The 24334-nt window shown below is 67.0% G+C and carries 21 protein-coding genes; 19 read left to right on the top strand and 2 right to left on the bottom strand.

Annotated features, from left to right (window positions below; translation table 11 throughout):
- The first annotated feature begins 65 nt into the window (after positions 1–65).
- From KF730_RS07520 to KF730_RS07480, 9 genes are all read left to right on the top strand, one after another.
- On the top strand, positions 66–782 hold the full coding sequence (locus KF730_RS07520; RefSeq protein ID WP_294093496.1) for a 2OG-Fe(II) oxygenase: 717 nt from the start codon (positions 66–68) through the stop codon (positions 780–782).
- 40 nt (positions 783–822) lie between these two features.
- Positions 823–2586, top strand: coding sequence for a single-stranded-DNA-specific exonuclease RecJ (gene recJ, locus KF730_RS07515; protein WP_294093494.1), 1764 nt, complete (start codon positions 823–825; stop codon positions 2584–2586).
- A 33-nt stretch (positions 2587–2619) separates the two neighbouring features.
- Positions 2620–3366, top strand: a complete 747-nt coding sequence (locus KF730_RS07510; protein WP_294093492.1) for a hypothetical protein — start codon at positions 2620–2622, stop codon at positions 3364–3366.
- 384 nt (positions 3367–3750) lie between these two features.
- Positions 3751–6555, top strand: coding sequence for a monovalent cation/H+ antiporter subunit A (locus tag KF730_RS07505; protein ID WP_294093490.1), 2805 nt, complete (start codon positions 3751–3753; stop codon positions 6553–6555).
- 2 nt (positions 6556–6557) lie between these two features.
- Positions 6558–6899: a Na+/H+ antiporter subunit C gene (locus KF730_RS07500; protein WP_365973528.1), complete on the top strand. Its 342-nt coding sequence runs from the start codon at positions 6558–6560 to the stop codon at positions 6897–6899.
- Positions 6896–8410 (top strand): monovalent cation/H+ antiporter subunit D, encoded by a 1515-nt coding sequence (locus KF730_RS07495; RefSeq protein WP_294093486.1) that lies wholly within the window; start codon positions 6896–6898, stop codon positions 8408–8410. Before KF730_RS07500 ends, KF730_RS07495 begins: the two co-directional genes overlap by 4 nt.
- Positions 8407–8898 (top strand): Na+/H+ antiporter subunit E, encoded by a 492-nt coding sequence (locus KF730_RS07490; protein WP_294093484.1) that lies wholly within the window; start codon positions 8407–8409, stop codon positions 8896–8898. Before KF730_RS07495 ends, KF730_RS07490 begins: the two co-directional genes overlap by 4 nt.
- Positions 8895–9164, top strand: coding sequence for a K+/H+ antiporter subunit F (locus KF730_RS07485; RefSeq protein ID WP_294093482.1), 270 nt, complete (start codon positions 8895–8897; stop codon positions 9162–9164). Before KF730_RS07490 ends, KF730_RS07485 begins: the two co-directional genes overlap by 4 nt.
- A complete protein-coding gene (locus KF730_RS07480; protein WP_294093481.1) occupies positions 9161–9571 on the top strand; it encodes a Na+/H+ antiporter subunit G in 411 nt (136 codons plus the stop codon). The genes KF730_RS07485 and KF730_RS07480 overlap by 4 nt, the downstream gene beginning before the upstream one ends.
- Before the next feature lie 5 nt (positions 9572–9576).
- Here KF730_RS07480 and KF730_RS07475 read toward each other — a convergent pair whose 3' ends face one another.
- Positions 9577–11076, bottom strand: a complete 1500-nt coding sequence (locus tag KF730_RS07475; protein WP_294093479.1) for a TrkH family potassium uptake protein — start codon at positions 11074–11076, stop codon at positions 9577–9579.
- Positions 11073–12449, bottom strand: coding sequence for a Trk system potassium transporter TrkA (gene trkA, locus KF730_RS07470; RefSeq protein ID WP_294093478.1), 1377 nt, complete (start codon positions 12447–12449; stop codon positions 11073–11075). Before trkA ends, KF730_RS07475 begins: the two co-directional genes overlap by 4 nt.
- A 213-nt stretch (positions 12450–12662) precedes the next feature.
- Between trkA and KF730_RS07465 the strand changes: the two genes are divergently transcribed.
- From KF730_RS07465 to KF730_RS07420, 10 genes are all read left to right on the top strand, one after another.
- On the top strand, positions 12663–14468 hold the full coding sequence (locus KF730_RS07465; protein WP_294093476.1) for an SLC13 family permease: 1806 nt from the start codon (positions 12663–12665) through the stop codon (positions 14466–14468).
- Between the two features lie 87 nt (positions 14469–14555).
- Positions 14556–15128 carry an RNA polymerase sigma factor gene (locus KF730_RS07460; protein WP_294093475.1) on the top strand — a complete coding sequence of 191 codons (573 nt, stop codon included), beginning with the start codon at positions 14556–14558 and terminating at the stop codon, positions 15126–15128.
- Positions 15121–15483, top strand: a complete 363-nt coding sequence (locus KF730_RS07455; RefSeq protein WP_294093473.1) for a DUF6768 family protein — start codon at positions 15121–15123, stop codon at positions 15481–15483. Before KF730_RS07460 ends, KF730_RS07455 begins: the two co-directional genes overlap by 8 nt.
- Positions 15484–15615: 132 nt before the next feature.
- Positions 15616–16464, top strand: a complete 849-nt coding sequence (locus KF730_RS07450; protein WP_294093471.1) for a TorF family putative porin — start codon at positions 15616–15618, stop codon at positions 16462–16464.
- Between the two features lie 14 nt (positions 16465–16478).
- The gene (kdpF, locus tag KF730_RS07445; RefSeq protein WP_294093469.1) at positions 16479–16568 is read left to right on the top strand and encodes a K(+)-transporting ATPase subunit F; all 90 of its coding nucleotides are present in this window, start codon (positions 16479–16481) and stop codon (positions 16566–16568) included.
- 11 nt (positions 16569–16579) lie between these two features.
- Positions 16580–18601, top strand: a complete 2022-nt coding sequence (gene kdpB / locus KF730_RS07440) for a potassium-transporting ATPase subunit KdpB (protein WP_294095798.1) — start codon at positions 16580–16582, stop codon at positions 18599–18601.
- Between the two features lie 111 nt (positions 18602–18712).
- A complete protein-coding gene (kdpA, locus tag KF730_RS07435) occupies positions 18713–20374 on the top strand; it encodes a potassium-transporting ATPase subunit KdpA (protein WP_294093467.1) in 1662 nt (553 codons plus the stop codon).
- Between the two features lie 12 nt (positions 20375–20386).
- Positions 20387–20941, top strand: coding sequence for a potassium-transporting ATPase subunit C (locus KF730_RS07430; RefSeq protein WP_294093465.1), 555 nt, complete (start codon positions 20387–20389; stop codon positions 20939–20941).
- A 42-nt stretch (positions 20942–20983) separates the two neighbouring features.
- Positions 20984–23629, top strand: a complete 2646-nt coding sequence (locus tag KF730_RS07425; RefSeq protein ID WP_294093463.1) for a sensor histidine kinase KdpD — start codon at positions 20984–20986, stop codon at positions 23627–23629.
- The gene (locus tag KF730_RS07420; RefSeq protein WP_294093460.1) at positions 23626–24294 is read left to right on the top strand and encodes a response regulator transcription factor; all 669 of its coding nucleotides are present in this window, start codon (positions 23626–23628) and stop codon (positions 24292–24294) included. The genes KF730_RS07425 and KF730_RS07420 overlap by 4 nt, the downstream gene beginning before the upstream one ends.
- Positions 24295–24334 lie beyond the last annotated feature (40 nt).

The raw sequence follows: 24334 nt of genomic DNA, 5'->3' as shown, positions 1-24334 counted from the left end.
CGGATGGAGACGTCCGGGCCTCTTGGCATCTTGACCCCGCCCCTCCCAAAGGCGATCTGGCCATCGTGAAAATCGCTGCAAAGACCCAGGGATCGCCCTCGCCCGCCCGGGCCCGGATCGGGCGCGACGTCTCCGCCCGGCTGGAAGCGGATCCGCACGTCGCCCGCGCCAAGACCGATGCCGCGCAGATGTACACCTATCCCGACTTCCTCAGCGATCAGGAGTGCGCGCAGCTGATCGGCCTGATCGACGCGGCCGCCCGCCCCTCGACGCTGCTCGCGACCCATGACGATCCCGAGTTCCGCACCAGCAGCTCGACCGATCTCGATCGCTGGTCCGACGCCGTCTGGCCGATCGACGACCGCATCGCGATGCTGCTCGGCATCCCGCCGGCCAATGCCGAGACGATGCAGGGCCAGCGCTATGCTCCCGGCCAGCAGTTCCGCGCCCATTGCGACTATTTCCACGAGAGCGCGCCCTATTGGGAAAAGATGCTCGAGTTCGGCGGCCAGCGCACCTGGACCGCGATGATCTATCTGAACGATGTCGAGGAAGGAGGCGCGACCTGGTTCCCGCGCGCAGGCGTCCGCTTCAAGCCCAGGAAGCGGATGATGCTGATCTGGAACAACATGCTTCCCGACGGCAGCCCCAATTACAACACCATCCACGAGGGCATGCGCGTGGTCGAAGGCCAGAAATACATCATCACCAAATGGTTTCGCGAGAACGCCTGGATCCGCGGTCACGTGCCCACCTACACCAGCAGCGGTGAGCGGCGCTGAGGCTCGACAGACCGCTCTCTGCCGTTCATTGATTGTTCCAATGTCCGCCGTGCTCAATATCCACCGTTCGATCCTCGGTCAGCCGTGGCGCTGGCGCGGCCTCGCCAGCGACTCGCGCGAAGGGCTGGTGCCCGACGATCTGGTGACCCAGCTGCTGTTGACCCGCGGCGTGGCGCGCGAGGAACTGGAGCAGCATCGCAACCCCAGCATCCGCGCCTTCATGCCCGATCCCTCGATCTTCAACGACATGGACCGTGCCGCCGAACGCCTCGCCGACGCGGCCGAGGCGAAGGAGCAGGTCGCGATCTTCGGCGACTATGACGTCGATGGCGCGACCTCGGCGGCGCTGCTGGTGCTGCTGCTCCGCGATCTCGGGCTGGAAGCGCGGCCCTACATCCCCGACCGGCTGATGGAAGGCTATGGTCCCTCGGGGGAGGCGCTGGTGCGGCTCAAGCAGGAGGGCGCCAGCCTGATCGTCACCGTCGATTGCGGCGCGCAGGCGTTCGAGGCGCTGGAAATGGCGCGCGCGGCCGAGGCCGAGGTGATCGTCGTCGATCACCACAAATGCTCGCCCGAGCTGCCGGTGGCGCATTCGCTGGTCAATCCCAACCGGCTCGACGAGACCGAAGGCGCGGCGCACGGCCACCTCGCCGCGGTCGGCATGGCGTGGCTGCTCGGCGCCGCGCTGGTCCGCACGCTGCGCAATCGCGGCTTTTTCAAGGATCGGCCCGAGCCGAAGCTGCTCGATCTTCTCGATATCGTCGCCTTGGGCACCGTCGCCGATGTCGCTTCGCTCAAGGGCCTCAACCGCGCCTTCGTGGCCCAGGGTCTCAAGGTCATGGCCGGACGCCGTAACATCGGTCTCAACGCGCTGATCTCCGCCTCGCGTCTCACCCGCGCTCCGACCTGCACCGATCTCGGCTTCGCGCTTGGCCCGCGCATCAACGCCGGCGGCCGGGTTGGACGCTCGGACCTCGGCGTGCGCCTGCTCACCACGCGAGACCCAGACGAAGCCCGCGCCATCGCCGAGGAACTCAACCTCCTCAACGAAGAACGCCGCGCGATAGAGGGCGATGTCCAGCGTCAGGCCGAGGAACTGAGCCAGGCGAAAGGCAACCGCGCCGTCGCCGTGATCGCCGCGCGCGGCTGGCACGCCGGGGTGATCGGCATCGTCGCCGGACGGATCAAGGAGAAGCTGGGCCGCCCGGCGATCGTCATCGCGCTCGACGAGAATGGAATCGGCAAGGGTTCGGGCCGCTCGATCCCCGGCGTCGACCTCGGCGCTGCGGTGATGGCCGCGCGCGATGCCGGTCTGCTGCTGGCCGGCGGCGGCCACGCCATGGCCTGCGGGGTCACCATCGCCGAAGACAATCTCGAAGCATTCGCCGATTTCCTCGAGGAACGCCTCTCCGAACGAGTCACGCAAGCGATGGGCGAGCGCGCGCTGCTGGTCGACGCCGTCCTCGCCCCCGGCGGCGTGTGCCCGGAACTGGTCACCGCCATGGATGAGGGTGGGCCATATGGCATGGGCTGGCCAGGTCCCCGCGTCGTCGCCGGGCCGGTTTCGGTGATCAAGGCCGATGTCGTCGGCACCGGCGGCCACGTTCGCGTCATCGTCGCCGGCGAGGATGGCCGCAGCCTAAAGGCGGTAGCCTTCCGCCAAGCCGAAACCGAGTTGGGCCAGGCCCTCCTCTCCGCCCCCCGCCACCGCAAGCTGTGGCTCGCGGGCCGTGCCAAGATCGACGATTGGGGCGCCAAGCCGGCGGCGGAATTGCATATCGAGGATGCGGCCTGGGCGGATTGAGCGCTAGCATCGACGGGGATAGCGGAGATTCAGATGCATACTCTGATCTATGAAGGAAAAATTGAGCCTGACGTTGTCCCTCTCACACTAGATTATCGGCCCCGGATCAAACGACAGGAGATCGAAGGCGGTCCCACTGCGGAGTTTGCTGTGACCGTTTTCGTCGGCCGGGTGCGAGTGCATGTTACGGCAGACATTGAGGTCAGCGAGCAACTGGCCACGGACCTGTATTTTCCGGCGTGGGACGTTGCCCGGACCTTTGTGGAGGCTGCCGGTTTTATCCGAGCCATTCCCTACACGGTAAATCTCGACAGGGTCATTTTCCCTGACGGCGAAACGAAGCAATTCGCGTTCGGTGATCGCTCCCTGGCCGATACCCACGATTTTTCGGACGGTGATCTGGAAGCGCTTTCGGACATCAGCCTGATCGACCTCAAGTGCGGACTCGCAATGTCGGATGTCTTGATGACTCTCGGAAGAGCGCATTACTCCCCGATCGCCTGTGGAAGAGTTGCAGACAGTATTGCTCGGCTTATCGCGCCAGCAGCAAGCCGAACGGCGCAATGGGAGAAATTGCGCGCCGCACTGCATGTGGACGAAAAGTTCGTGAGATCCTTGTCCGAGGTTTCGAAGAGCTCCCGTCACGGCGACAGAGTGGAAGTTGACGCCACGACAAATCGCGAAACGGCGCACCGCGCCTGGACCTTATTTGGGCGCTATCTGCGGTATCGCTTAAACGGCGAGCTCGACCCGGGCCACTACCCGCTCCTGAAAGGCTGAGAAAACCCGCCAGACAGTGACCGGCCTAATGTGCGATCCCCGGCAAGACCCGGGATGGTGACCCCTACGGGAGGGGTCTTTCTGAAAATCCGTCTAGCAAAATCAACACCTTATCTAGCGCTGGTCTAGTCGAACGTAGCAGTTTTGTAGCATCACATCGTCTTGGCAGTCAGCCTATATTCGATACCCGAGCCAGTCAATCGACAGAACATCGCAACGTGGCCGATAGGACGAAAATTGGCTACGAAAAGGCGTAGGGGTGACATCGCCGGACCGGCTGACTAGGCATGTCATGCGGCAGCCCGCTGGCGCATTCCATTCTCTCGACGATCGATTCGGCGTATCGTCCGAGCCGATCGCTCCTGCAGAGGCGCTTGGACCGGTTTGCTGCTCATCCTGCTCGTCTTCCTGCCGTTCGTGGCGGCGCTTGCCATTGCGGCGGCGTCTGCCCGGTCGCGGGGCGTCCACACCCTCGTCGCGGGCGGGGCAAGCGGCGCGGGGCTGGCGATCGTCGTGGCGCAGGCGTTCCAGCCGTCGCAGCGCATCGCGATCGACTGGGTGCCGGCGCTGGGGCTGAACCTGACGATCATGGCCGACCCGCTGGGGCTGTTCTTCGCCGGGCTGATCCTGGGGATCGGGCTGCTCGTCGTCATCTATGCGCACGGCTATCTCGGCAAGGCCGAGCCGACCGGGCGGTTCCTGGCGTTCCTGATGCTGTTCCAGGGGGCGATGGTCGGGATCGTCCTGTCGGGCAACGTGCTGATGACGTTGGTGTTCTGGGAGCTGACCAGCCTGTCGTCGTTCCTGCTGATCGGTTTCTGGCGCGACCGGGCCGATGCGCGACAGGGCGCGCGGATGGCGCTGGCGGTGACCGGCGGCGGCGGGCTAGCGCTGATCGCCGGGCTCGTACTGCTGGGACAGGCGGCGGGATCCTACGACCTCGCGACGATCCTGACCCGCGGCGATATCGTGCGGGCGTCGCCGCTCTATCTGCCGATGCTGGCGCTGATCCTGATCGGCTGCTTCACCAAATCGGCGCAGTTCCCTTTCCATTTCTGGTTGCCGCACGCGATGGCGGCGCCGACGCCGGTCAGCGCCTATCTTCATTCGGCGACGATGGTGAAGGCGGGCGTACTCCTGATCGCCCGGCTGTGGCCGGTGCTGGCGGGGACCGACGCGTTTTTCTACGCTGTCACCACCACCGGGCTGGTTACGATGGTGTTCGGCGCGGCCGTCGCGCTTTTCCGCACCGACCTGAAGGCCATCCTGGCCTATTCGACGATCAGCCAGCTGGGGCTGATGGTCATGTTGCTGGGCTTCTCGACCGCGGTCGCGGTGGTGGCGGCAGTCTTCCACATCCTGAACCACGCCACGTTCAAGGCCGCGCTGTTCATGAACGCGGGCACGATCGGCCACGAAACGGGCACGCGCGACATCACCCGGCTGGGCAGGCTGGCGCGGCTGATGCCGGTCAGCGCGGTGCTGGGCACCTTGGCCGCCGCAGCGATGGCGGGATTGCCGCCGCTTAACGGGTTCATCTCGAAGGAGATGATGCTCGAGCAGGCGTTGCATACAAGCTGGGCGGGACAGGACTGGCTCGTGCCGTTGCTGGCGGTGGTGGGGGCGACGCTGTCGGTCGCCTATTCGCTGCGTTATGCGGTGCTGATCTATTTCGGACGGGCACGCGGTGAGACGCCCAAGCCGGCGCATGAGCCCGGCGCGGCGATGACTTTGCCGCCGGTGATGCTGGTGGCGCTGGTGGTGGCGATCGGACTGTTACCGATGCCGCTCGCCGGGCCGGCGGTGATGGCGGTGGCAAGCGCGGTGATCGCCGGGCCCGCGCCCGAGACGCATCTGGCGCTTTGGCACGGGATCAACCCGGCGTTGGGCGCGAGCCTGATCGCGGTGATCGCCGGTGCGATACTGTTGCGGCGGCTGGCACCGCTGGCGGCGGCCCATGCCCGCGCCACCCTGCCCGATGCGAAGCGGCTGTTCGACGTGAGCGTAGCAGGCGCGGTCGCCGCCGCGCGGCGCATAACGACCGCGCTGCACACCCCGTCGCTGCAGCGTGCGCTGTTCGTGACCTTCGCGGTCATCATCGTGCTGGGCGTGGAAGCGATCGTCACCGCACCGGTCGGACCAGGCACGCGGCCGTCGCTGCCGGCGACGCCGGTCGCCCTTGTCGCGTGGGCCCTGCTGGTGGTTGCGACGGGGGCGGTGGTCGCCAGCCATCGCCGCCGCTTCGTCGCGCTGATCCTGGTCAGCGTCGTCGGGCTGGTCATCGCGCTTGGCTTCGTCCATTTCTCCGCCCCCGACCTTGCGCTCACCCAGATCGCGGTCGAGGTGGTGACGATCCTGTTGCTGCTGCTGGCGCTGAACATGATGCCCAAACGCCCGCCGCGCCTGTCCACCACGTCACACCGCGTGCGCGACGGCTTGGTCGCGGGCATCGGCGGGGTGCTGGCCGGCAGTGCGGCCTGGGCGTTCCTGCGGCGCAGCCCGCCCAATCCGATCAGCGCGTTTCACTGGGCGAACAGCTATTCCGGCGGCGGCGGCACCAACGTCGTCAACGTGACGCTGGTCGATTTCCGCGCCTTCGACACTTTGGGCGAGATCATCGTGCTGGGCGTCGCAGGCCTAGTCATCTACGCGTTGCTGGAGACCGCGGCGCGCGGTGCGGCGGGGCGGCGGTTGCGGGCGTGGCGCGAGGATACGCCGCATTCGCCTGAACAGCATCCCGTCATGTTCGTGATGGCGACGCGCATCCTGTTGCCGCTGACGCTGCTGGTCGGCAGCTACATCTTCCTGCGCGGTCATAACCAGCCGGGTGGCGGGTTCATTGCGGCATTGCTGTTCGCCATCGCCATCCTGCTCCAGTTCCTTGCCTCTGGTTACGACTGGACCGATGCGCGCCGCCGCTTCGGCGAGCACCAGATGATCGGCTGGGGCGTGTTGATCGCGGTGGCGACGGGTGCGGGCGCGTTCGTGTTCGAGCGGCCGTTCCTGACCAGCGCGTTCGGCTATGTCCATGTGCCGCTGGTGGGCGAAGTCGAGCTGGCGACCGCGATCCTGTTCGACCTGGGCGTGGCGTTGGTGGTGGTCGGCGCGGTGTTGCTGACGCTCGCACAGCTCAGTCATGTCGCCCAGCGCGCCGCGCGCGCCGTCGAAACCGGGGAGGACGCGGCATGACCATGGAATTGCTGGTCGCGAGCGCGATCGGGGTGCTGGTCGTCGGCGGCATCTATCTGACGCTGCGCGCGCGCACGTTCCAGGTGGTGCTGGGGCTGACCCTGCTGTCCTACGCAGTCAACGTCTTCCTGTTCGCCGCCGGCGGGCTGGTGGTCGACCAGCCGCCGATCTGGGGCAAGGACGTCGCCCAGCATACCGATCCGTTGCCGCAGGCGCTGGTGCTGACCGCGATCGTTATCACCTTCGGCATGACCGCATTGACCGTGATCCTGTCGCTGCGCAGCTTTCTCGAAAGCGGGTCCGACCACGTCGACGGCGATGCCGACCCGGAGGACACGGCATGACGGGCCCCGGCTTGCTGGTGTTGCCGGTCCTGATCCCGGCGATCGTCGCGCCGCTGACGCTGCTGTTCTACCGGCGGCGGCACCGGCTATCGATGGCGATCTCGGTTGCCGGTGCCGCCGCGATGCTGGCCGCTGCTGTCGCGCTTCTGGTGCAGGCGCAGGACGATGCGATCCGCAGCTATGCGATGGGCGGCTGGATCGCACCGTTCGGCATCGTGCTGGTCGGCGACCGGCTGGCCGCGATCATGCTCGTCTGCGCAGCGTTGCTCGCCTGCATCGTGCTGGCGCACGCGCTGCTGACGAAGCTCGACCGCAAGGGCTGGCATTTCCATCCGCTGTTCCATTTCCAGCTGATGGGGCTGAACGGCGCCTTCCTGACCGGCGATCTGTTCAACCTGTTCGTATTCTTCGAGGTGCTGCTGATCGCCTCCTACGGGTTGATGCTGCACGGCCAGGGGCCGGCGCGGCTGAAGGCCGGCGTCGCCTATGTCGTCGTCAACATCGTGGGGTCGTCGCTGTTCCTGATCGCGCTGGCGATGCTCTACACCCTGACCGGAACGCTCAACATGGCGGACATGGCCGTCCGGGCGGCGCAGGTGCCGGCGGCGGACGGGGGGCTGTTGCGCGCCGCCGGGCTGATGCTGGTGACGGTATTCCTGCTCAAGGCGGCGGTCGTGCCGCTGCATTTGTGGCTGCCGCGGACCTATATCGCGACCGCGCCGGCGGTGGCGGCCCTGTTCGCGATCATGACCAAGGTCGGCGTCTACGCGCTGATCCGGGTCGTGCCGCTGGTGTTCGGGGCCGAAGCCGGCGCGGCAGCATGGGTGCCCGCGCCGTGGCTGACCCCGGCCGCGATCCTTACCGCGGCGATCGGCTTCGTCGGCGTGCTGGCGGCGAAATCGATCCGCGAACAGGCGGCATTCGCGGTGGTCGGCTCGACCGGCACGCTGCTGCTGGCGGTCGGCGCGTGGCAGCGCGAGGCGATGGCTGCGGCGCTGTTCTACATGGTTCACGCGATTTTCGCGGGTGCCGCATTGTTCCTGGTCGCCGACGTGCTGCGGCGCCGGCGCGGCGAATATGCCGACCTGGCGGTGCCCAGCCCGCGCTTCATGGGGCAGGAGGCCGTCGCCGCGCTGTTTATGCTGACGGCGATCGCAGCGGTGGGCCTTCCGCCGCTGTCGGGTTTCGTCGGCAAGCTGTTCATCCTCCAGACCACCGGGGAGGCCGCGCGTGGGGTCATCTGGACGGTGATCCTGATCACCACGTTTATCGGCGTTGTCGGCTTTGCGCGGACAGGCAGCCTGGTGTTCTGGAAGCCCGCACCGACCGATGCGCCGTTCCATCCGCTCGAGCGCGATCATGGCGGCCTGATCGCGCCAGCGGCAACGATCGTTGTGCTTGCCGCGCTGACCCTCGCGGCCGGTTGGGGCACCCGCCAGACCGAGGCGGCAGCCGCGCAGATCTTCGCACCCGATCGCTACGTCGCCGCCGTGCTGGGAGGCGACCGATGATCCGCCGGCTGCTCCCGCATCCCGCCCTCAGCATCCTGTTGGGCGTAGTCTGGCTGCTGATCTCGAACAGCGTGACGGTGGGCAGCATCCTGTTAGGGGCTGGGTTCGGCATCGTGTTGCCCATCTTCACCGCCGCCTTCTGGCCCAACCGGCCACGGCTGCGGTTCGGACGCGCGATGGCGGCGTATCTGGCGATCGTGCTCTACGATATCGTCGTGGCGAACTTCCAGATCGCCTGGCTGATCCTGTTCCGCCGCAATGCCGCGCTGCGTCCGGCCTGGTTGGTGGTGCCGGTTGAGCTCACCAGTCCTGAGGCGCTGACAATGCTGGCCGGCACGATCAGCCTGACGCCCGGCACGGTGAGTGCTGATACCTCGGCCGGCGGGCGGCACCTGCTCGTCCACGCACTCGACGTCGCCGATCCGGCCGCCGAGGTCGCGCGGATCAAGCAGCGTTACGAGGCGCGGCTGGCACGGATTTTCGCATGATCGCCGCCGCACTCACCATCGCTTTCGCCTGCGTCGGCCTCGCGCTGGTGCTCAATCTCTGGCGTCTGCTGCGCGGACCGACAATCAGCGACCGGGTGGTGGCGCTCGACACGATGGTCATCAACGCGATCGGGCTGATCGTGCTGATCGGCATCCGCTATGCGACGCAGACCTATTTCGAGGCGGCGCTGCTGCTGGCGATGGTCGGCTTCGTCGGCACCACCGCTTATTGCAAGTTCGTGCTGCGCGGGGACATCGTCGAATGATCGCGGTGGTCGAACTGTTGATCGCCGCGCTGGTCGTGCTCGGCGGTGCGTTCGCGCTGATCGGCAGCTGGGGGCTGGTGCGCCTGCCGTCGATCATGGAGCGGCTGCACGGGCCGACCAAAGCGACCACATTGGGGCTCGGCGCGCTGTTGATCGCGTCGATGCTGTTCTTCACGCTCGTGCAGGGGACATGGTCCGCGCACGAACTGTTGATCACGCTGTTCCTGTTCTTGACCGCGCCGATCGCCGCGAACATGATCGCTAAGGCGCATTTGCATCGCGCCCGCCGCCATATCGATGGCGAGCGGTTCGGTCCGGCCGGCGATCCGCCCCGGCCGGGCGCCGACACCGACTGGGCGACCTTCGCCGGCGACACCGACAGCGAAACGGGTGTTGCCGAGACCTGAGGCGATTACCCGCGCCAGAACCGTGGAATGAACAGCACCAGCACCGTGAACAGTTCGAGCCGGCCGAGGAGCATCGCTACGCCGAGCAGCCACTTGGCCGCGGCCGGAAGGCTGGCGAAGTTGCCGGCTGGACCGATGATATCCCCAAGCCCAGGGCCGACATTCGCGAGGGCTGTCGCCGCGCCGCTGGCGCTCGTGATGAAATCGAGGTTCAACGCCATCAGCGAGATCGTGAGCGCGGCGTAGCAGAGAAAGAAGACGGCGAAGAAGGCGACGACCGAATTGACGACCTCATCGTCGAGTTGCCGGGCACCATAGGATCGCGGAAACACACCGCGCGGATAGATCAGCCGCAGAAAATGGGTGCGCAGCATCACCGCCATCACCTCGAAACGAAAGATCTTGATCCCGCCCGAGGTGGAACCGGTGCACCCGCCTATGAAGGTCAGACCGAAGAACAGTCCGATCACGACATTGCCCCACAGCGTGTAGTCGGTTGTGGCGAACCCTGTGGTCGTCACTACCGAAACGACGTTGAACGCGGCGTGACGGAAGGCAGGTTCCAGCGGATACTGGCCGGTGACAGCGAGATAGCTGCCCAACAAACCGATGATCACGGTCAGACAGAGCAGCAGCGTTCGCACCTGCCGATCCCAGATCGCACTGCGATCACCGGCAATAAGGCGAACATACAGGACGAAGGGAATGCTGCCAGACAGCATGAACAGCGTGGCAAACCACTGGATGCCATTGGCCTCCCAGGCGCCGAACGACCTGTCCGATGTCGAGAACCCGCCGGTCGCGACCGAACTCAATCCATGCGCCACCGCATCGAACGGGGTCATCCCCGCCAGCCAGTAGACGATCGCCGCCAAGCCGGTCAGCCCGACATAGACCGCGGTGATCGCCCAGGCGATCTGGCGAACGCGTGGCATCACCTTTTCCGAACGATCGGACGATTCGGTGCGGAACAGCTGCATCCCGCCGATGCCAAGCGCCGGAAGGATTGCGATCGCAGTCGCGATGATCCCGATGCCGCCCATCCATTGCAGCAGCGCGCGCCACAGCAGCATTCCCGGCGGTGCCTGCTCCAGCCCCGACAGCACGGTGGCGCCCGTCGTCGTGATACCGGAGGCCGCCTCGAAAAAGGCATCGGCGGCACTTCCGGCGACGATACCATAGCGCGCGAAGTAGAACGGCAGCGCGCTGACCGCGCAGACGCTGAACCAGCTCACCGGCGTCAGCAGGAAAGCCTGTCGCAAGGTAAGGCCGCTCGCCACCGTGCCGCGTCCCCACCAGGACAGCAGCCCGCCGACGGCGCTGGACAAACCCGTTGCCACGGCGAACGCCTGCCAGTCCGGGTTGTGCTGCACCACATCGACGATCAGCGGGAACACCATCATCGCCGCAGTCGCGAGCAGGACCTGGCCGACCAGATAGGCTACCGGCCGCAGCTGTCCGGTTCTCGGCGCGTTCGTAACCGGGCCGGCGAGCGCGCTGCTCATGCCGCCGTCCGCTTGCCGCCGCCCAACAGCGATTCCGCGAGCCGCAGGGCGTTGTAGGTGACCAGCGCCACCACACGGTCCCCCGTCTGAAGCTCCGTGCTACCGGTCGCGATCATCGCCTCGCCATCGCGAACAACCGCGCCGATCCGCATCCCCTGTGGCAGACCAAGCGCATCAATGGGTCGACGCAGCAGCTTCGAGTCCGGACCGATCTGAGCCTCGATCACTTCGCCAAAATCTTCGCGCAGCGTGTAAAGCGCCATGATGGCGCCGTGGCGGACATGCCGAAGCACGGTCGAGATGGTCACGGCGCTGGGACTAACGACGGCGTCGATGCCGAGCGTCGGAATAAGCCCTTCGTAGGAACGCTTGTTCACCAACGTGATGGCGCGGCGACATCCGGCCCGTTTCGCGAGGACCGACGCGAAGACATTGGTTTCATCGTCGTTGGTCACCGCGACGATTGTGTCGGCGGTCGCAACCTGTGCCTGTTCCTGGACGTCGCGATCCAGGACGTCCCCGCGGAGCACCACGGCGGCAGTGCCGAGTTCGCGGGCGGCATGTTCCGCGCGCGCCGTGTCCTGCTCGATCACCTTGATGTCGATGCGGGGCGATGACTGGCTCAGGCCGCGTGCCAAGTGGAGCCCGATGTTGCCTGCACCAATGATGATGACCCGGCGCGCGATCCGCTCGCGGTGGCCGAACGCCGCCATCACGGCCTCGACCCGATCCGTCAGCGCGATCACATAGAGGTCGTCGCCCAGTTCCAGACGGTCATCGGCATCCGGCACGAAGCAGCGTTCGCTCCGCACCACAGCCGCGACCGTCATTCCGGATACTTCGGCTAACTCGCCGAAGCGGCGCCCGATCAGCGCACAGTCCGCGCGATCGGCGTGAATGCCGAGCAGTTCGACCTTGCCGTCCGCCATCGGCACCATGTCGAAAGCACCTGGGGTGCGAAGGCGGTGCGCGATGCCCTCGGCGATCTCGATCTCGGGCGAGATGATGACGTCGATCGGCAGGTGCTCGGCCGCATACAGGCCGGTCTTGTCCTGCGCGAGATAACCGGTGTGCCGCAACCGGGCGACGCGGCGCTTCACCTTGAACAGCGAATAGGCGACCTGGCAGGCCACCATATTGACCTCGTCGGAGCGGGTCACGGCGATCAGCATGTCGGCGCCCCGCGCGCCGGCCTTGTCCAGCGCGCTGGGATGGGAACCATGCCCCAGCACGCCGCGAACATCGTAGCTTTCGTCGACCCGGCGGATCTGATCCGCGTCAATGTCGATGACCGTGACGTTGATACCTTCGGACGCGAGATGGCGCGCAATGGTGGTGCCGACCTGACCGGCCCCACAGATCACTACTCGCATGCACGCATCTCCAGTTCCGACAACCCCGCGGGCGGTCATTAGATGAGCGGCTGTCAGGATTACAGGGCTGTCGGCCGGGATCTCGGGCTGGTTGTGCGACGATCGGATCAAAGAATGGACCTGCGGGTTGACCGCGAACTCGGTTCATGGCCCGTCGTCCACGATTAGAGATCACCGCAAGATGGTCACCCGACAGAAAGTCCCGCCGGTCCCATGGATATTGTCACCGCTTTCGTAAGCAATCACCGTCCGCTGCTGGGTCTGGTCTTCATCGTCGCCCTGTTCGTGGCCTTCGCCAGCGAGCGGTTGCCTCCGGTCACGGTGGCCATCGTCGGCGCGGTCGCGATGATCGCGTTCGGCTGGCTGACGCCCGATCTCGTCACGCAAGCGTTCAGCAATTCCGCGCCGATCACAATCGCGGCGTTCTTCGTCCTGTCCGGGGCGTTGGTGCGTACAGGCGCGATCGAGGCACTGGCGAGCGCCATCGTCCGCCGCGCCGAAAAGGCGCCCCGGCGGACGACCATGGAGATGCTGACCGGCGCCGGCATCGCGCCGGCGTTCATCAACAACACGCCGGTCGTCATCGTTCTCATTCCGCTGGTCCGTCGCTTAGCCAAGGCGGTCGGCATTCCGGCCACGCGGTTGCTGATCCCTTTATCCTATCTGTCGATCCTGGGCGGCACGCTGACCCTGATCGGCACGTCGACCAATCTGCTGGTCGACGGGGTCGCGCGGGCCAACGGCCAGCCGGGGTTCGGCATCTTCGACATCACCGGCGTCGGGCTGGTGGCGATGGCGGCGGGCGTCGCGACGATGCTGGTGCTGGGACCGCTGTTGCTGCCGGCGCGGCCGGACAACGACATCGCCGATCGGCACCGGCTGGAGTATCTGACCGAACTGGCGTTAACCGAGCGGTTGCTGGAGAAGGCGACGACGATCGGCGAGCTGTCGTTCCTGAAGCGCGATGCGGTGCGGTTGGTCGCGGTCAGGCGGGGCAGCGCGCTGCTGCGCGATCTGCCGGCGGATGCCGCGCTGGAGAGCGGCGACCGGCTGGTGGTCGCCGCATCAGCGGAGGAGATCGACAGCCTCGCGCGCAGTCATTCGGTCGTGGTCGGACTGCAGAATGTCGGCCAGCCGATCCGGTTGGCGGAGGACGAGCGGGCGGACGGTGTGCGCCTGGTCGGCGTCACCATCGCGCCCACCCACCCAACGATCGGCGGGAAGCTGCGCGCGATCCCGTTCCTGTCGAACCTGCGCGCGCGCGTTCTGGGGATCGGTCGCGCGCGCCACTTGCCGGGACCGGACCTGGGCAGCGTCCGCCTGCGCGCCGCCGACAGCCTGCTGGTCGCGGCCGACGCGAGCGCCGTCGCGGCGCTGGACGAGAACACCAATCTGATCGCCGAGGATACCAGCCACGTCCGCCCGTTCCGCCGCCGCCGTGCGCCGATCGCGATCGCGACGCTGGCTGCTGTGGTCGCCCTGGCCGCGGCGGGGACCGCCCCGGTGCTGTCGCTGGCACTGATCGGGGTTGGCATCGTCCTTATCTCCCGGTGCCTGGACCCGGAGGAAGCCTGGGCATCGCTCGACGGCAGCGTGCTGGTCCTGATCTTCGCGATGCTCGGCATCGGCAGCGGGCTGGAAGCGATCGGCACCGTGAAGCTGGTCGTGGACGTGGTCGCGCCGTGGCTGAACGGCCTGTCGCCCCTGATGTTGACGATCGTTCTGTATCTGCTGACGTCGACGCTGACTGAGACGGTGACCAACAATGCCGTCGCGGTTATCATGACCCCGATCGCGATCGGCCTGGCCCAGGCGACCGGCCATGACCCGAGGGCGCTGATCGTGACCGTGATGTTTGCCGCCTCCGCCAGTTTCGCGACGCCGATCGGCTATCAGACCAATACGATGGTCTATGCCGCGGCCGACTATCGCTTCGCGGACTTCCTGAAGATCGGGATCCCGATGAACCTAGTCGTCGGGTTAGCCACCTGTGTCGCGATCAACATGCTGATCGCGTGACACCGTGCGGCGTGCTGATCTGAGCCTGGAGCATTTCTTCAGCGGCCATTGAACCTTTCGCGCTCGGCAGCGCACCTTGTCTGTACGATGCGCGTTGAACCGACCTCGTCCGCCCGATGGCGCCGTTCGCTCGACGAATATTGCGTTATCGCGGCGCAGGCGGGCGATCGCGCGGCGTTGGCCCAACTGGCCGAGCGCTGGCACCGCCGCATTGTCGCCCATGCCTGGCGGCTGACCGGCGACCGCGACGCTGCGCACGATATCGCCCAGTCGGCCTGGATCGATATTGCGCGGGGTCTGGCGCAGTTACAGGACGAGCGCGCGTTTCCGGCATGGACCTATCGGATCGTGACGCGCCATGCCGGGCGGAGAATCGCGCGGGACAAGGTCTCCCGGCAGCGATTGGCGCCGCTGGATGACGAACTGGCCGACCCCGCGCCCTGTGATGGCGAACAGGCGGCGGACCACGCCAGCCTGCGCGCCGCAGTCGCCGCATTGCCCGCCATCCACCGCGCCGCCGTGGCGCTTCATTATTTCGAGGAACTTAGCATCGCCGAAACCGCAGTAGCGCTCGGTATCCCGGCCAACACGGTGAAGACGCGCATATTCCATGCGCGCCGGGCACTGCGCGCCAAATTCGAAGGAGGACAGGATGCGTGATCTGGATGACGACACGATCGATGCCGCGATCGTCGCGGAGGAGGCTGCGTTGTTGCGGGCTATTGGGGAGGAGCCGGGATATCTGACCCAGGCGCGCAGCATCTTCCGCGGGGGCACCGGTTGGGTGAACGTGGTGCTGATGGTCGCCCAGACCGGATTGTTCGTTGCGGGTGTGTATTGCGGATGGCGCTTCTTCCAAGCGAATGCGCCACTGAACGCCCTGCGTTGGGGTTTCCCATCGGCCGTGCTGCTGCAGATGTCGCTGGCGATCAAGCTGTCGCTCTGGCCGGCGATCCATGCGAACCGCGTGCTGCGGGCGATCAAACGGCTGGAGATCGAGTTGCGGCGCAACTGACCGGCAACGGTGCGGATCGGGCGTCTTTACGCTCTCCTTATGCCGCCGACCGATGATCCACATGGCACCTTAACGCAGCTCCATCGCATCTGACGATCCGCCACCGCCAGTCCGGCCGGTGGGGAGACTCCGATGTTGAAGACGAGTTTTGCCGGCGCGATCGTGCTGGCGATGATGGCCACCCCCGCGCTGGGACAATCCGCGGATGCCCCCTCGGCTTCGCTGAGCGTCAGCGGATCCGCCACGCTCACCAGCGACTATCGCTTCCGCGGCGTGTCGCAGAGCGATGGCGGTGCCGCGGTGCAGGCCGGGATCACGGTGGCGCATGACAGCGGGGTATATGCTGGCGTCTGGGGTTCGAGCCTGGCCGGATGGGGCACGTTCGGCGGACCCAATATGGAACTGGACCTGATCGGTGGCGTGAAGCGGTCGTTCGCGGGCGGGACAATTGACGCCGGGCTGACCTGGTTCATGTATCCGGGCGGCGCGAAGACGACTGATTTCGGCGAAGCGTTCTTGAAGCTGACGGTCACGACCGGTCCCGTCACGCTGACGGGCGCGGTCGCCTATGCGCCAAAGCAGCGCGCGCTGGGCCGCGTGTTCGATACCGGCGCGGCCGCCGCGGCGGGGACACCGATCCGGCCCGGCGCGAAGGGCGACAATCTGTATCTTTCGGGCGATGGCGCGCTGACGCTCACCGGGACGCCCGTCACGCTGAAGGCGCATATCGGCCATTCACGCGGGAATCGCGGGCTTGGCCCGAACGCAACCAGCGTCGCACCGACCGGGCGGTATTGGGATTGGTCGCTGGGCGCTGACGTGACGCCAGTATCCGGGCTGACGCTCGGTGTCGCGTGGGTCGGCACCGACATCGGGCGACGCGAATCGGCCCATCTCCAGCCTATCTTCTCGCGCGGGCAAGACGGCAGCGGCTCGATCGCAGGATCGACGCTGATCGCCTCGCTGACCGCCAGCTTCTGACAGGGGACCGTCGCATGACGCTCGAACTCTGGCTCGGCGCGATCGTCGCCACCGGCCTGCTCTTCTATCTCGGCTTCGCGCTGGCACGGCCGGAACGGTTCTGACCATGACGGATATCGCGAAATCATCCCGAGGGATGTTCGATCCCGCGTTGATCGGTCCGGCGGTGCGTGACGCATTCGTGAAGCTGGATCCGCGCACCCTGGTCCGCAAGCCGGTTATGTTCACCACCGCCATCGTCGCGGTGCTACTGACGGTGCTGGCGCTGCTCGGTCTCGCACCGGGCAGCGCAGCGTTTCAGGTGCAACTCGTCTTCTGGATGTGGCTGACCGTGCTGTTCGGCAATTTCGCCGAGGCGCTAGCCGAAGGCCGGGGCAAGGCGCAGGCCGCGTCGCTACGCGGCACCAAGGCGGAGCTGCGGGCCAAGAAGCTGATCGGTGTCGCCGATGCGTGGGAACTGGTCCCCGCATCCCGGCTGGCGAAGGGCGACATGGTGCTGGTCGAAACCGGCGACCTGATCCCGTCCGACGGCGAGGTGATCGCCGGAGTGGCGAGCGTCAACGAAGCCGCGATTACCGGCGAGAGCGCGCCCGTGATCCGCGAGGCGGGCGGCGACCGTTCGGCGGTGACGGCGGGAACGCGGGTCATATCCGATCAGATTAAGGTGCGCGTCACGGTCGAACCCGGCCAGGGCTTCCTCGACCGCATGATCGCTCTGGTCGAGGGGGCGGAGCGGCAGAAGACGCCGAACGAGATCGCGCTGAGCGTGCTGCTCGTCGGCCTAACCATCATCTTCCTGATCGCGGTCGGCACCATCCCCGCGTTCGCTGCCTATGCCGGCGGCGGGGTGCCGGTAGCGCTGCTCGCGGCGCTGCTGATCGCGCTCATCCCAACGACGATCGCGGCTTTGCTGTCGGCGATCGGCATCGCGGGCATGGACCGGATGGTGCGTTTCAACGTGCTCGCCAAGTCGGGCCGCGCGGTCGAGGCGGCGGGCGATATCGACGTGCTGCTGCTCGACAAGACCGGCACGGTCACGGTGGGCGATCGCCACGCGGTCGAATTCCGCGCGCTGGCCGGTGTCGTGCCGATGGCGCTGGCCGAGGCGGCGCATCTCGCCAGCCTGGCCGACGAGACACCCGAAGGCCGTTCGATCGTCACGCTGGCCGAAGAGAAGTTCGCGCTTAAGCTGAACGCGCTACCGGCGGACGCGGAGATCATCGCGTTCAGCGCGCAGACCCGCTTGTCCGGCGTGAAGACCGGCGACCGGCTGATCCAGAAGGGCGCGATCGATGCGATCCTGCGCGCGAACCCGGACAGCGACGCGACCGAACTGCGCCGCTTCGCCGAGGAGATCGCCCGCGCCGGCGGCACCCCGCTGGCGGTGGCGCAGGACGGCCGGCTGCTGGGCGTCATCCACCTGAAGGATATCCTGAAAGCCGGCATCCGCGAACGCTTCGCCGAACTGCGCCGGATGGGCATCCGCACGGTGATGATCACCGGCGACAACCCGCTGACCGCCGCCGCGATCGCTGCCGAGGCGGGGCTGGACGATTTCCTCGCCGAGGCGACGCCCGAGGACAAGCTGGCCCGGATCCGTTCCGAACAGGCCGAGGGGCGGCTGGTCGCGATGTGCGGCGACGGCACCAACGACGCGCCCGCACTCGCGCAGGCCGACGTCGGCATCGCGATGAACACCGGCACCCAGGCGGCGCGCGAGGCCGGCAACATGGTCGACCTCGACAGCGACCCGACCAAGCTGATCGAGGTCGTCGGCCTCGGCAAGCAGCTGCTGATGACGCGCGGCAGCCTGACGACCTTCTCGATCGCCAACGACGTGGCGAAATATTTCGCGATCATCCCCGCGCTGTTCGCCGCCTTCTATCCCGCGCTGGGCGTCCTCAACCTGATGGCGCTGGCCAGCCAGGAAAGCGCGATCCTGTCGGCGATCATCTTCAACGCGATCATCATCCCGCTGCTGGTGCCGCTGGCGCTGCGCGGCGTGCCCTACAAGCCGATCGGGGCGGCGCAGCTACTGGTCCGCAATCTCGGCCTTTACGGCGTCGGCGGGCTGATCGCGCCGTTCGTCGGCATCAAGCTGATCGACATCCTCGTCAACGCGCTCGGCCTGGTCTGAGCGGGAGCATCGTCATGACCTTCGCTTATCTCGCCCTCGGGCTTCTCACCTTCGCCCTGCTCGCCGGTCTCGTCCGGCTGGCGGACCGCGCCTGACCGAAGGACCGCATCGATGGACGCCATCCTTCTCATCTCGCTGATCGTCGGCGGCACGGCTTTGCTGTCGGTCCCGCTCGGCCGCTACATGCGCTGGGCGATGGACCCGGCCGCACCGGGGCACCCGCACGGCCTGTTCGCCCGGATCGCCGGACCTGCCGCAACCACGGAACAGGGCTGGAAAGCCTATGCGCTGACGCTCCTCGGCTTCAACGCGTTGATGTTCGTCGCGGTCGTGGCGATCCTGTCGCTGCAACAGGCGCTGCCGCTCAACCCGGACGCCATGGTGGCGCTGGACCCCAGCCTGGTCTTCAACACCGCCGCCTCGTTCGTCACCAACACGAACCTGCAACATTATTCCGGCGAAGCGTCGATGAGCTATTTTTCGCAGCTCGGCGCGCTGATGTGGATGCAGTTCGTCTCCGCCGCGACCGGTATCGCCGCTCTGACGGCGCTGGCACGCGGCCTCGCTGGCAGGGCGACGATGGGCAATTTCCTGTCCGACGTGCAGCGCGCCGCGTTCCTGGTCCTGCTGCCGCTGGCACTGGTCGTCGCGCTGCTGCTGGCGTTCGGCGGCGTCCCGATGACGCTGGGCGGATCGGTGAGCGCCACGACGCTGGAGGGCACCGCGCAGACCATCGCGCGCGGACCCGTCGCGGCGTTCGTCGCGATCAAGCAACTCGGCACCAACGGCGGCGGCTTTTTCGGCCCCAATTCGACCCATCCGTTCGAGAACCCGACCTTCTGGACCAACGCGGTCGAAATGATCGCGCTCATCCTTATCCCGATGGCCTGCGTCTGGATGTTCGGCCGCATTGTCGGCCGGCCGAAACACGCCCGCGTCGTGTTCCTGGTCATGCTCGCCTTCCTGACCGTCAAGGTCGCGGGTGCCGTCACCTTGGAAAGCGCGCCGACCGCAGCCTTCGCCAACCTTCCGATCGCACAGGATGTCGGCAATCTGGAGGGCAAGGAACTGCGCTTCGGCGCCACGACCGGCCCGCTGTGGGCGGTGCTGACGACTGCGACCAGCAACGGATCGGTCGGCGCGATGCACGACAGCCTCAATCCGTTGACCGGGCTGATGCCGATGATCGGCATGTGGCTGTCGGAAACCTATGGCGGCGTCGGCGTCGGCATGGTCAACATGTTCCTCTACATCCTGGTCGCGGTGTTCGTGGCGGGGATGATGGTGGGGCGCACTCCCGAATATCTCGGCCACCGGGTCGAGGGGCGCGAGGTGAAGCTGGCGATCATGGCGCTCGCCGCGCACGCGCTGTTCATCCTGGGCGGCACCGCGCTGTTCGCCGCGACATCGTGGGGCGCCGACACGCTGAACAATGCCGGGCCGCACGGCTTCAGCGAAATCCTCTACGAATTCAGCTCCGCCGCCGCCAACAACGGCTCCGGTTTCGAAGGGCTGGGCGACAATACGACGCCGTGGAACATCGCAACCGGGCTGGTAATGCTGCTGATGCGGTTCATCCCCATCATCCTGCCGCTGGCGATCGTCGGATCGTTCATGGCGAAGCGTCGCGCGGCGGAGTCGGCCGGTACGCTGGGTGTCGAGGATGCGACCTTCGGCGTGATGCTCGCCATCGTCGTCGTGATCTTCGGCGCGCTCACCTTCTTCCCCGCCGCCGCGCTCGGCCCCGTCGCCGAACACGCGATGCTGCCCTGACAGGATATGTCCATGCCCATCGTTCTTTCATCCCTGCGCATCTTCGCCGCGACGCTGCTGGTCTGTGTGGTCGGTTACACCTTGGTCGTGCTCGGCATCGCCCAGGCGGTGACGCCGGCCACCGCCAACGGCCAGTTGCTGACCGACGCACAGGGCCGCGTCGTCGGCAGTCGCCAGATCGCGCAGAGCTTCACCAGCCCGCGCTATTTCTGGCCGCGCCCCTCGGCGGTCGACTACAATGGTCGGGGTGCGGGCGGCAGCAATAAATCTCCCACCTCACCCGACCTGACCGAACGCGCCGCCGAGACGGTGGCCCGCTACGGCGCGACCGCCGCGCGTCCGCTGCCGGCCGATCTCGCCGCCGCGTCCGGGGCCGGGCTCGATCCGCACATCTCGCTGGCAGGCGCGCTCTATCAGGTCGATCGGGTTGCGGCGGCGCGCGGCTTGGCCCCCGCCGCGGTGCGCGCGCTGGTCGAGCAGCGCGCAGAGCGACCCGGTGGTCCCTTTACCGCCGGTCGCATCGTCAACGTGCTGGACCTGAACCTCGCGCTCGACCGGCAACGCTGACGCCTTGCCCGGTCCGGTCGATCCACGGCAAAGGGGCGGGCGATGACTGCATCCGCCCGCCCTTCACCCGACGCCCTGCTGCGGCTCGCTGCCGGCGAAGGACGCGGCAAGCTCAAGGTGTTCCTCGGTGCCGCGCCTGGGGTGGGCAAGACTTATGAGATGCTGCGCGAGGCGGCGCAGCGGCGCGATGCTGGCGTCGATGTGGCGGTCGGCGTGGTGGAAACTCATGGCCGCGCCGAGACCGAGGCGATGACGACTGGCTTCGAGATCGTGCCGCGCCGCGCCATCGCCTATGAAGGCCGCACGCTCGCCGAGATGGATCTCGATGGTCTGCTCGCACGCCGGCCGGCGCTCGCGCTGGTCGACGAATTCGCCCACACCAACGCCGCCGGCAGCCGCCATCCAAAACGCTGGCAGGATGTCGAGGAACTGCTGGCGGCGGGGATCGACGTCTACACCACGCTCAACGTTCAGCATCTGGAGAGCGTCAACGATATCGTCGCGTCGTTCACCAACGTGCGAGTGCGCGAGACCTTGCCCGACAAGGTGCTGGACGGTGCCGAACTAGAAGTAGTCGACATCCCGCCCGACGAGCTGATCGAGCGGCTGCGCGAAGGCAAGGTCTACGTCCCCGACGAAGCAACCCGCGCACTCGCCAATTTCTTCTCGAAATCGAACCTGTCGGCGCTGCGCGAACTGGCGTTGCGCCGCGCCGCGCAGGCGATCGACACGCAGATGCTCGATCATCTGCGCGCCCATGCCATGGCGGGCAACTATGCCGCCGGCGAGCGGGTGATGGTGGCAGTCAGCGAACAGCCCGGTGCGGACACCTTGGTGCGCGCCGCGAAGCGGCTGGCCGACGGATTCCGCAGCCCGTGGATCGCGCTGCACGTCGAGACACCGCGTGAGCAGCGCTTTACCGATGCCGAGCGCGAGCGGCTCGCCGCCACTCTCGGCCTGGCTGCCACGCTGGGCGCGACGATCATCGCCATTCCCGCGACGAAAGTGATGGAGGGCCTGCTCGACCAACTTGCCGAGCACCGGGTAACGCAGCTCGTCATCGGCAAGTCGCAGCGCAGCTGGTGGTTCGAACGCCGCCACGGCTCGGTGGTGGATCGCATCGTCCGCGCGAGCGACGGCGTCGCGATCCACGTCTTGCCGCTGGCCCGGATGCCATCCGCGCCGCGCGGCGCCCGCTACCGCCCGCCCGAGCGGATGCGCGACTATGCGCTCAGCCTGCTTGCGGTGGCGGCGGTGACGGCGCTGGGCCTGCTGGTCCAGCCATGGATCGGCTATCGCAGCGTTGACATGCTGTTCCTGCTGCCGACGATGGCGGCGGCGTCGCTGTTCGGGCTGCGTAAAGGGCTGTTCGCCGGTGTCATGTCGGGGCTGGCCTATAATTTCTTCTTCATCCCGCCGGTCTACACGCTCACCATCTACGCCCCGCAGAACGTCATCACCTTCTTCGCGTTGATCGGGGTGGCGGTGGTGATCGCGCAACTCGCCGCGCGGGTGCGGGCGCAAGCCGAGCTGGGGGCGAAGAGCGCGCGGGAGAATGCCGCCATCGCCAGCTTCGCCAAGACGCTGGGCGGCCTGTCCGAAGAGCGCGAAACCGCGCAGAGCGTATGCGGCGAGGTCGCGGCATTGCTGGACGTGCAGGCCGTGCTGTTCACCGCCGACCCGGCGAATCCGCAGATGATCGCCAGCGTCCCGCCGAACGGCGCCTTCACCACGCTCGATATCGCGGCGGTGGCCTGGGCAGCGGAACGGGGCGAGCCGGCCGGGCGTGGCACGGGGACGCTGACAGCGTCCGAATGGCGGTTCCACCCGCTGAAGACGGCGCTCGGTACTCTGGCGGTGCTCGGGGTATCGCGCGCCGATGCCGGTGACCCGGTCCCGCCGCACCGCGCGGTGCTATTCATGAGCCTGGTCGATCAGGCCGCGCTGGCCCATGAGCGGCTGAAGTTGGAGGCCGACATGCGCGAGGTCGCCGGTTTGCGCGATCGCGACGCGCTGCGCTCGACCTTGCTGTCGTCGCTGGCGCACGATTTGCGCACGCCGCTCACGGCAGTATCGGCCGGGATCGACGCGCTGGCAGCCGACGGTGCGGCACCCGAGCTGATCGGGCCGGTGCGTGCCGAGGCGCAGCGGCTGGCCCGGTTCTTCGACGACCTGATCGAGATCGTGCGCGTCGAGGCCGGCGCGCTGACGCCGAAGCTGGAAGCGACCGACCTGACCGATGCGGTCGCCGCCGCCGTGCACGACGTCCGGGCGGCGCGGACCGGCAACACGGTGCTCGACGTGCCACCTGATCTGCCGCTGGTCCGCACCGATGCGGCGCTGCTCAACCACATGCTCATCAACCTGATCGACAATGCCGTGAAGCATGGCGGCGGCAGCGAAGTCCGTCTGGAGGGGCGTCGTAGTTCGGACGGCATCACGCTGGCGGTGCTTGACGAGGGGCCGGGCCTGCCGCCGGGGCGCGAGGACGCGGTGTTCGAGACGTTTACGCGGATCGCCGGCAGCGACCGCACGGGCGGCACCGGCCTTGGCCTCGCGATCGTGCGGGGGTTCGGCAAGGCGCTGGGCGTCGAAACCCGTGCGACCAATCGGGCGGATCGCGGTGGCGCGCGGTTCGAACTCTTCTTTCCGGAGGGACTGCTAGTGCGCGAGGGACAGGCCCGATGAGCAATGCGGTGCTGGTGATCGACGACGAAGATGCGATCAGGCTGCTCGTCCGCCGCGCGCTCGATCGCGACGGGCATGAGGTGCTGGAGGCTGGCAACGCTAGCGAAGGCCTCTCCTTGGCGAGGGCGCGGACGCCCGCCGTCGTCCTGCTCGATCTGGGCTTGCCCGATCGCGACGGCCTAGAGCTCGTGCAGCCGCTGGTGACCGGCGGCGCTGCGGTCATCGTGGTCACCGCGCGCGACGCCACTGCGGAGAAAGTCGCCGCGCTAGATCTCGGCGCGGACGATTACGTCACCAAGCCGTTTGACACCGATGAACTTCTCGCCCGCGTCCGCTCCGCGCTGCGCCGGCATCGGCCAGGCGGTGGTCACGCGCCCGCGATCGACGGCCTGACGATCGACGAGCAGGCCCACCGCGTGACGATCGACGGGAAAGAGGTGCACCTGACCCCAAAGGAATTCGCACTGCTCGCCCTGCTGGCCCGATATCCGGGCCGTGTCGTCACCCATGCGACATTGCTGCGAGAGCTGTGGGGCCCCGCCCACATCGACGATATCGAATATCTCAGGGTGGCGGTGCGCGCGCTACGCCTGAAGATCGAGGCCAATCCATCCGCGCCCACGCGGCTCCGAAACGAACCCGGCGTGGGTTATCGTTTCGGTTGATGACTCCGCCGATTTCGCACGATGGAGCTAGGCTGTTTCG

Origin of the sequence: Sphingomonas sp. (genome assembly GCF_019635515.1) — a bacterium.
Taxonomy (GTDB): Bacteria; Pseudomonadota; Alphaproteobacteria; order Sphingomonadales; family Sphingomonadaceae; genus Sphingomonas.
Note: the sequence above shows the minus strand (reverse complement) of the source record. Positions and strands in the feature narration are given on the sequence as shown.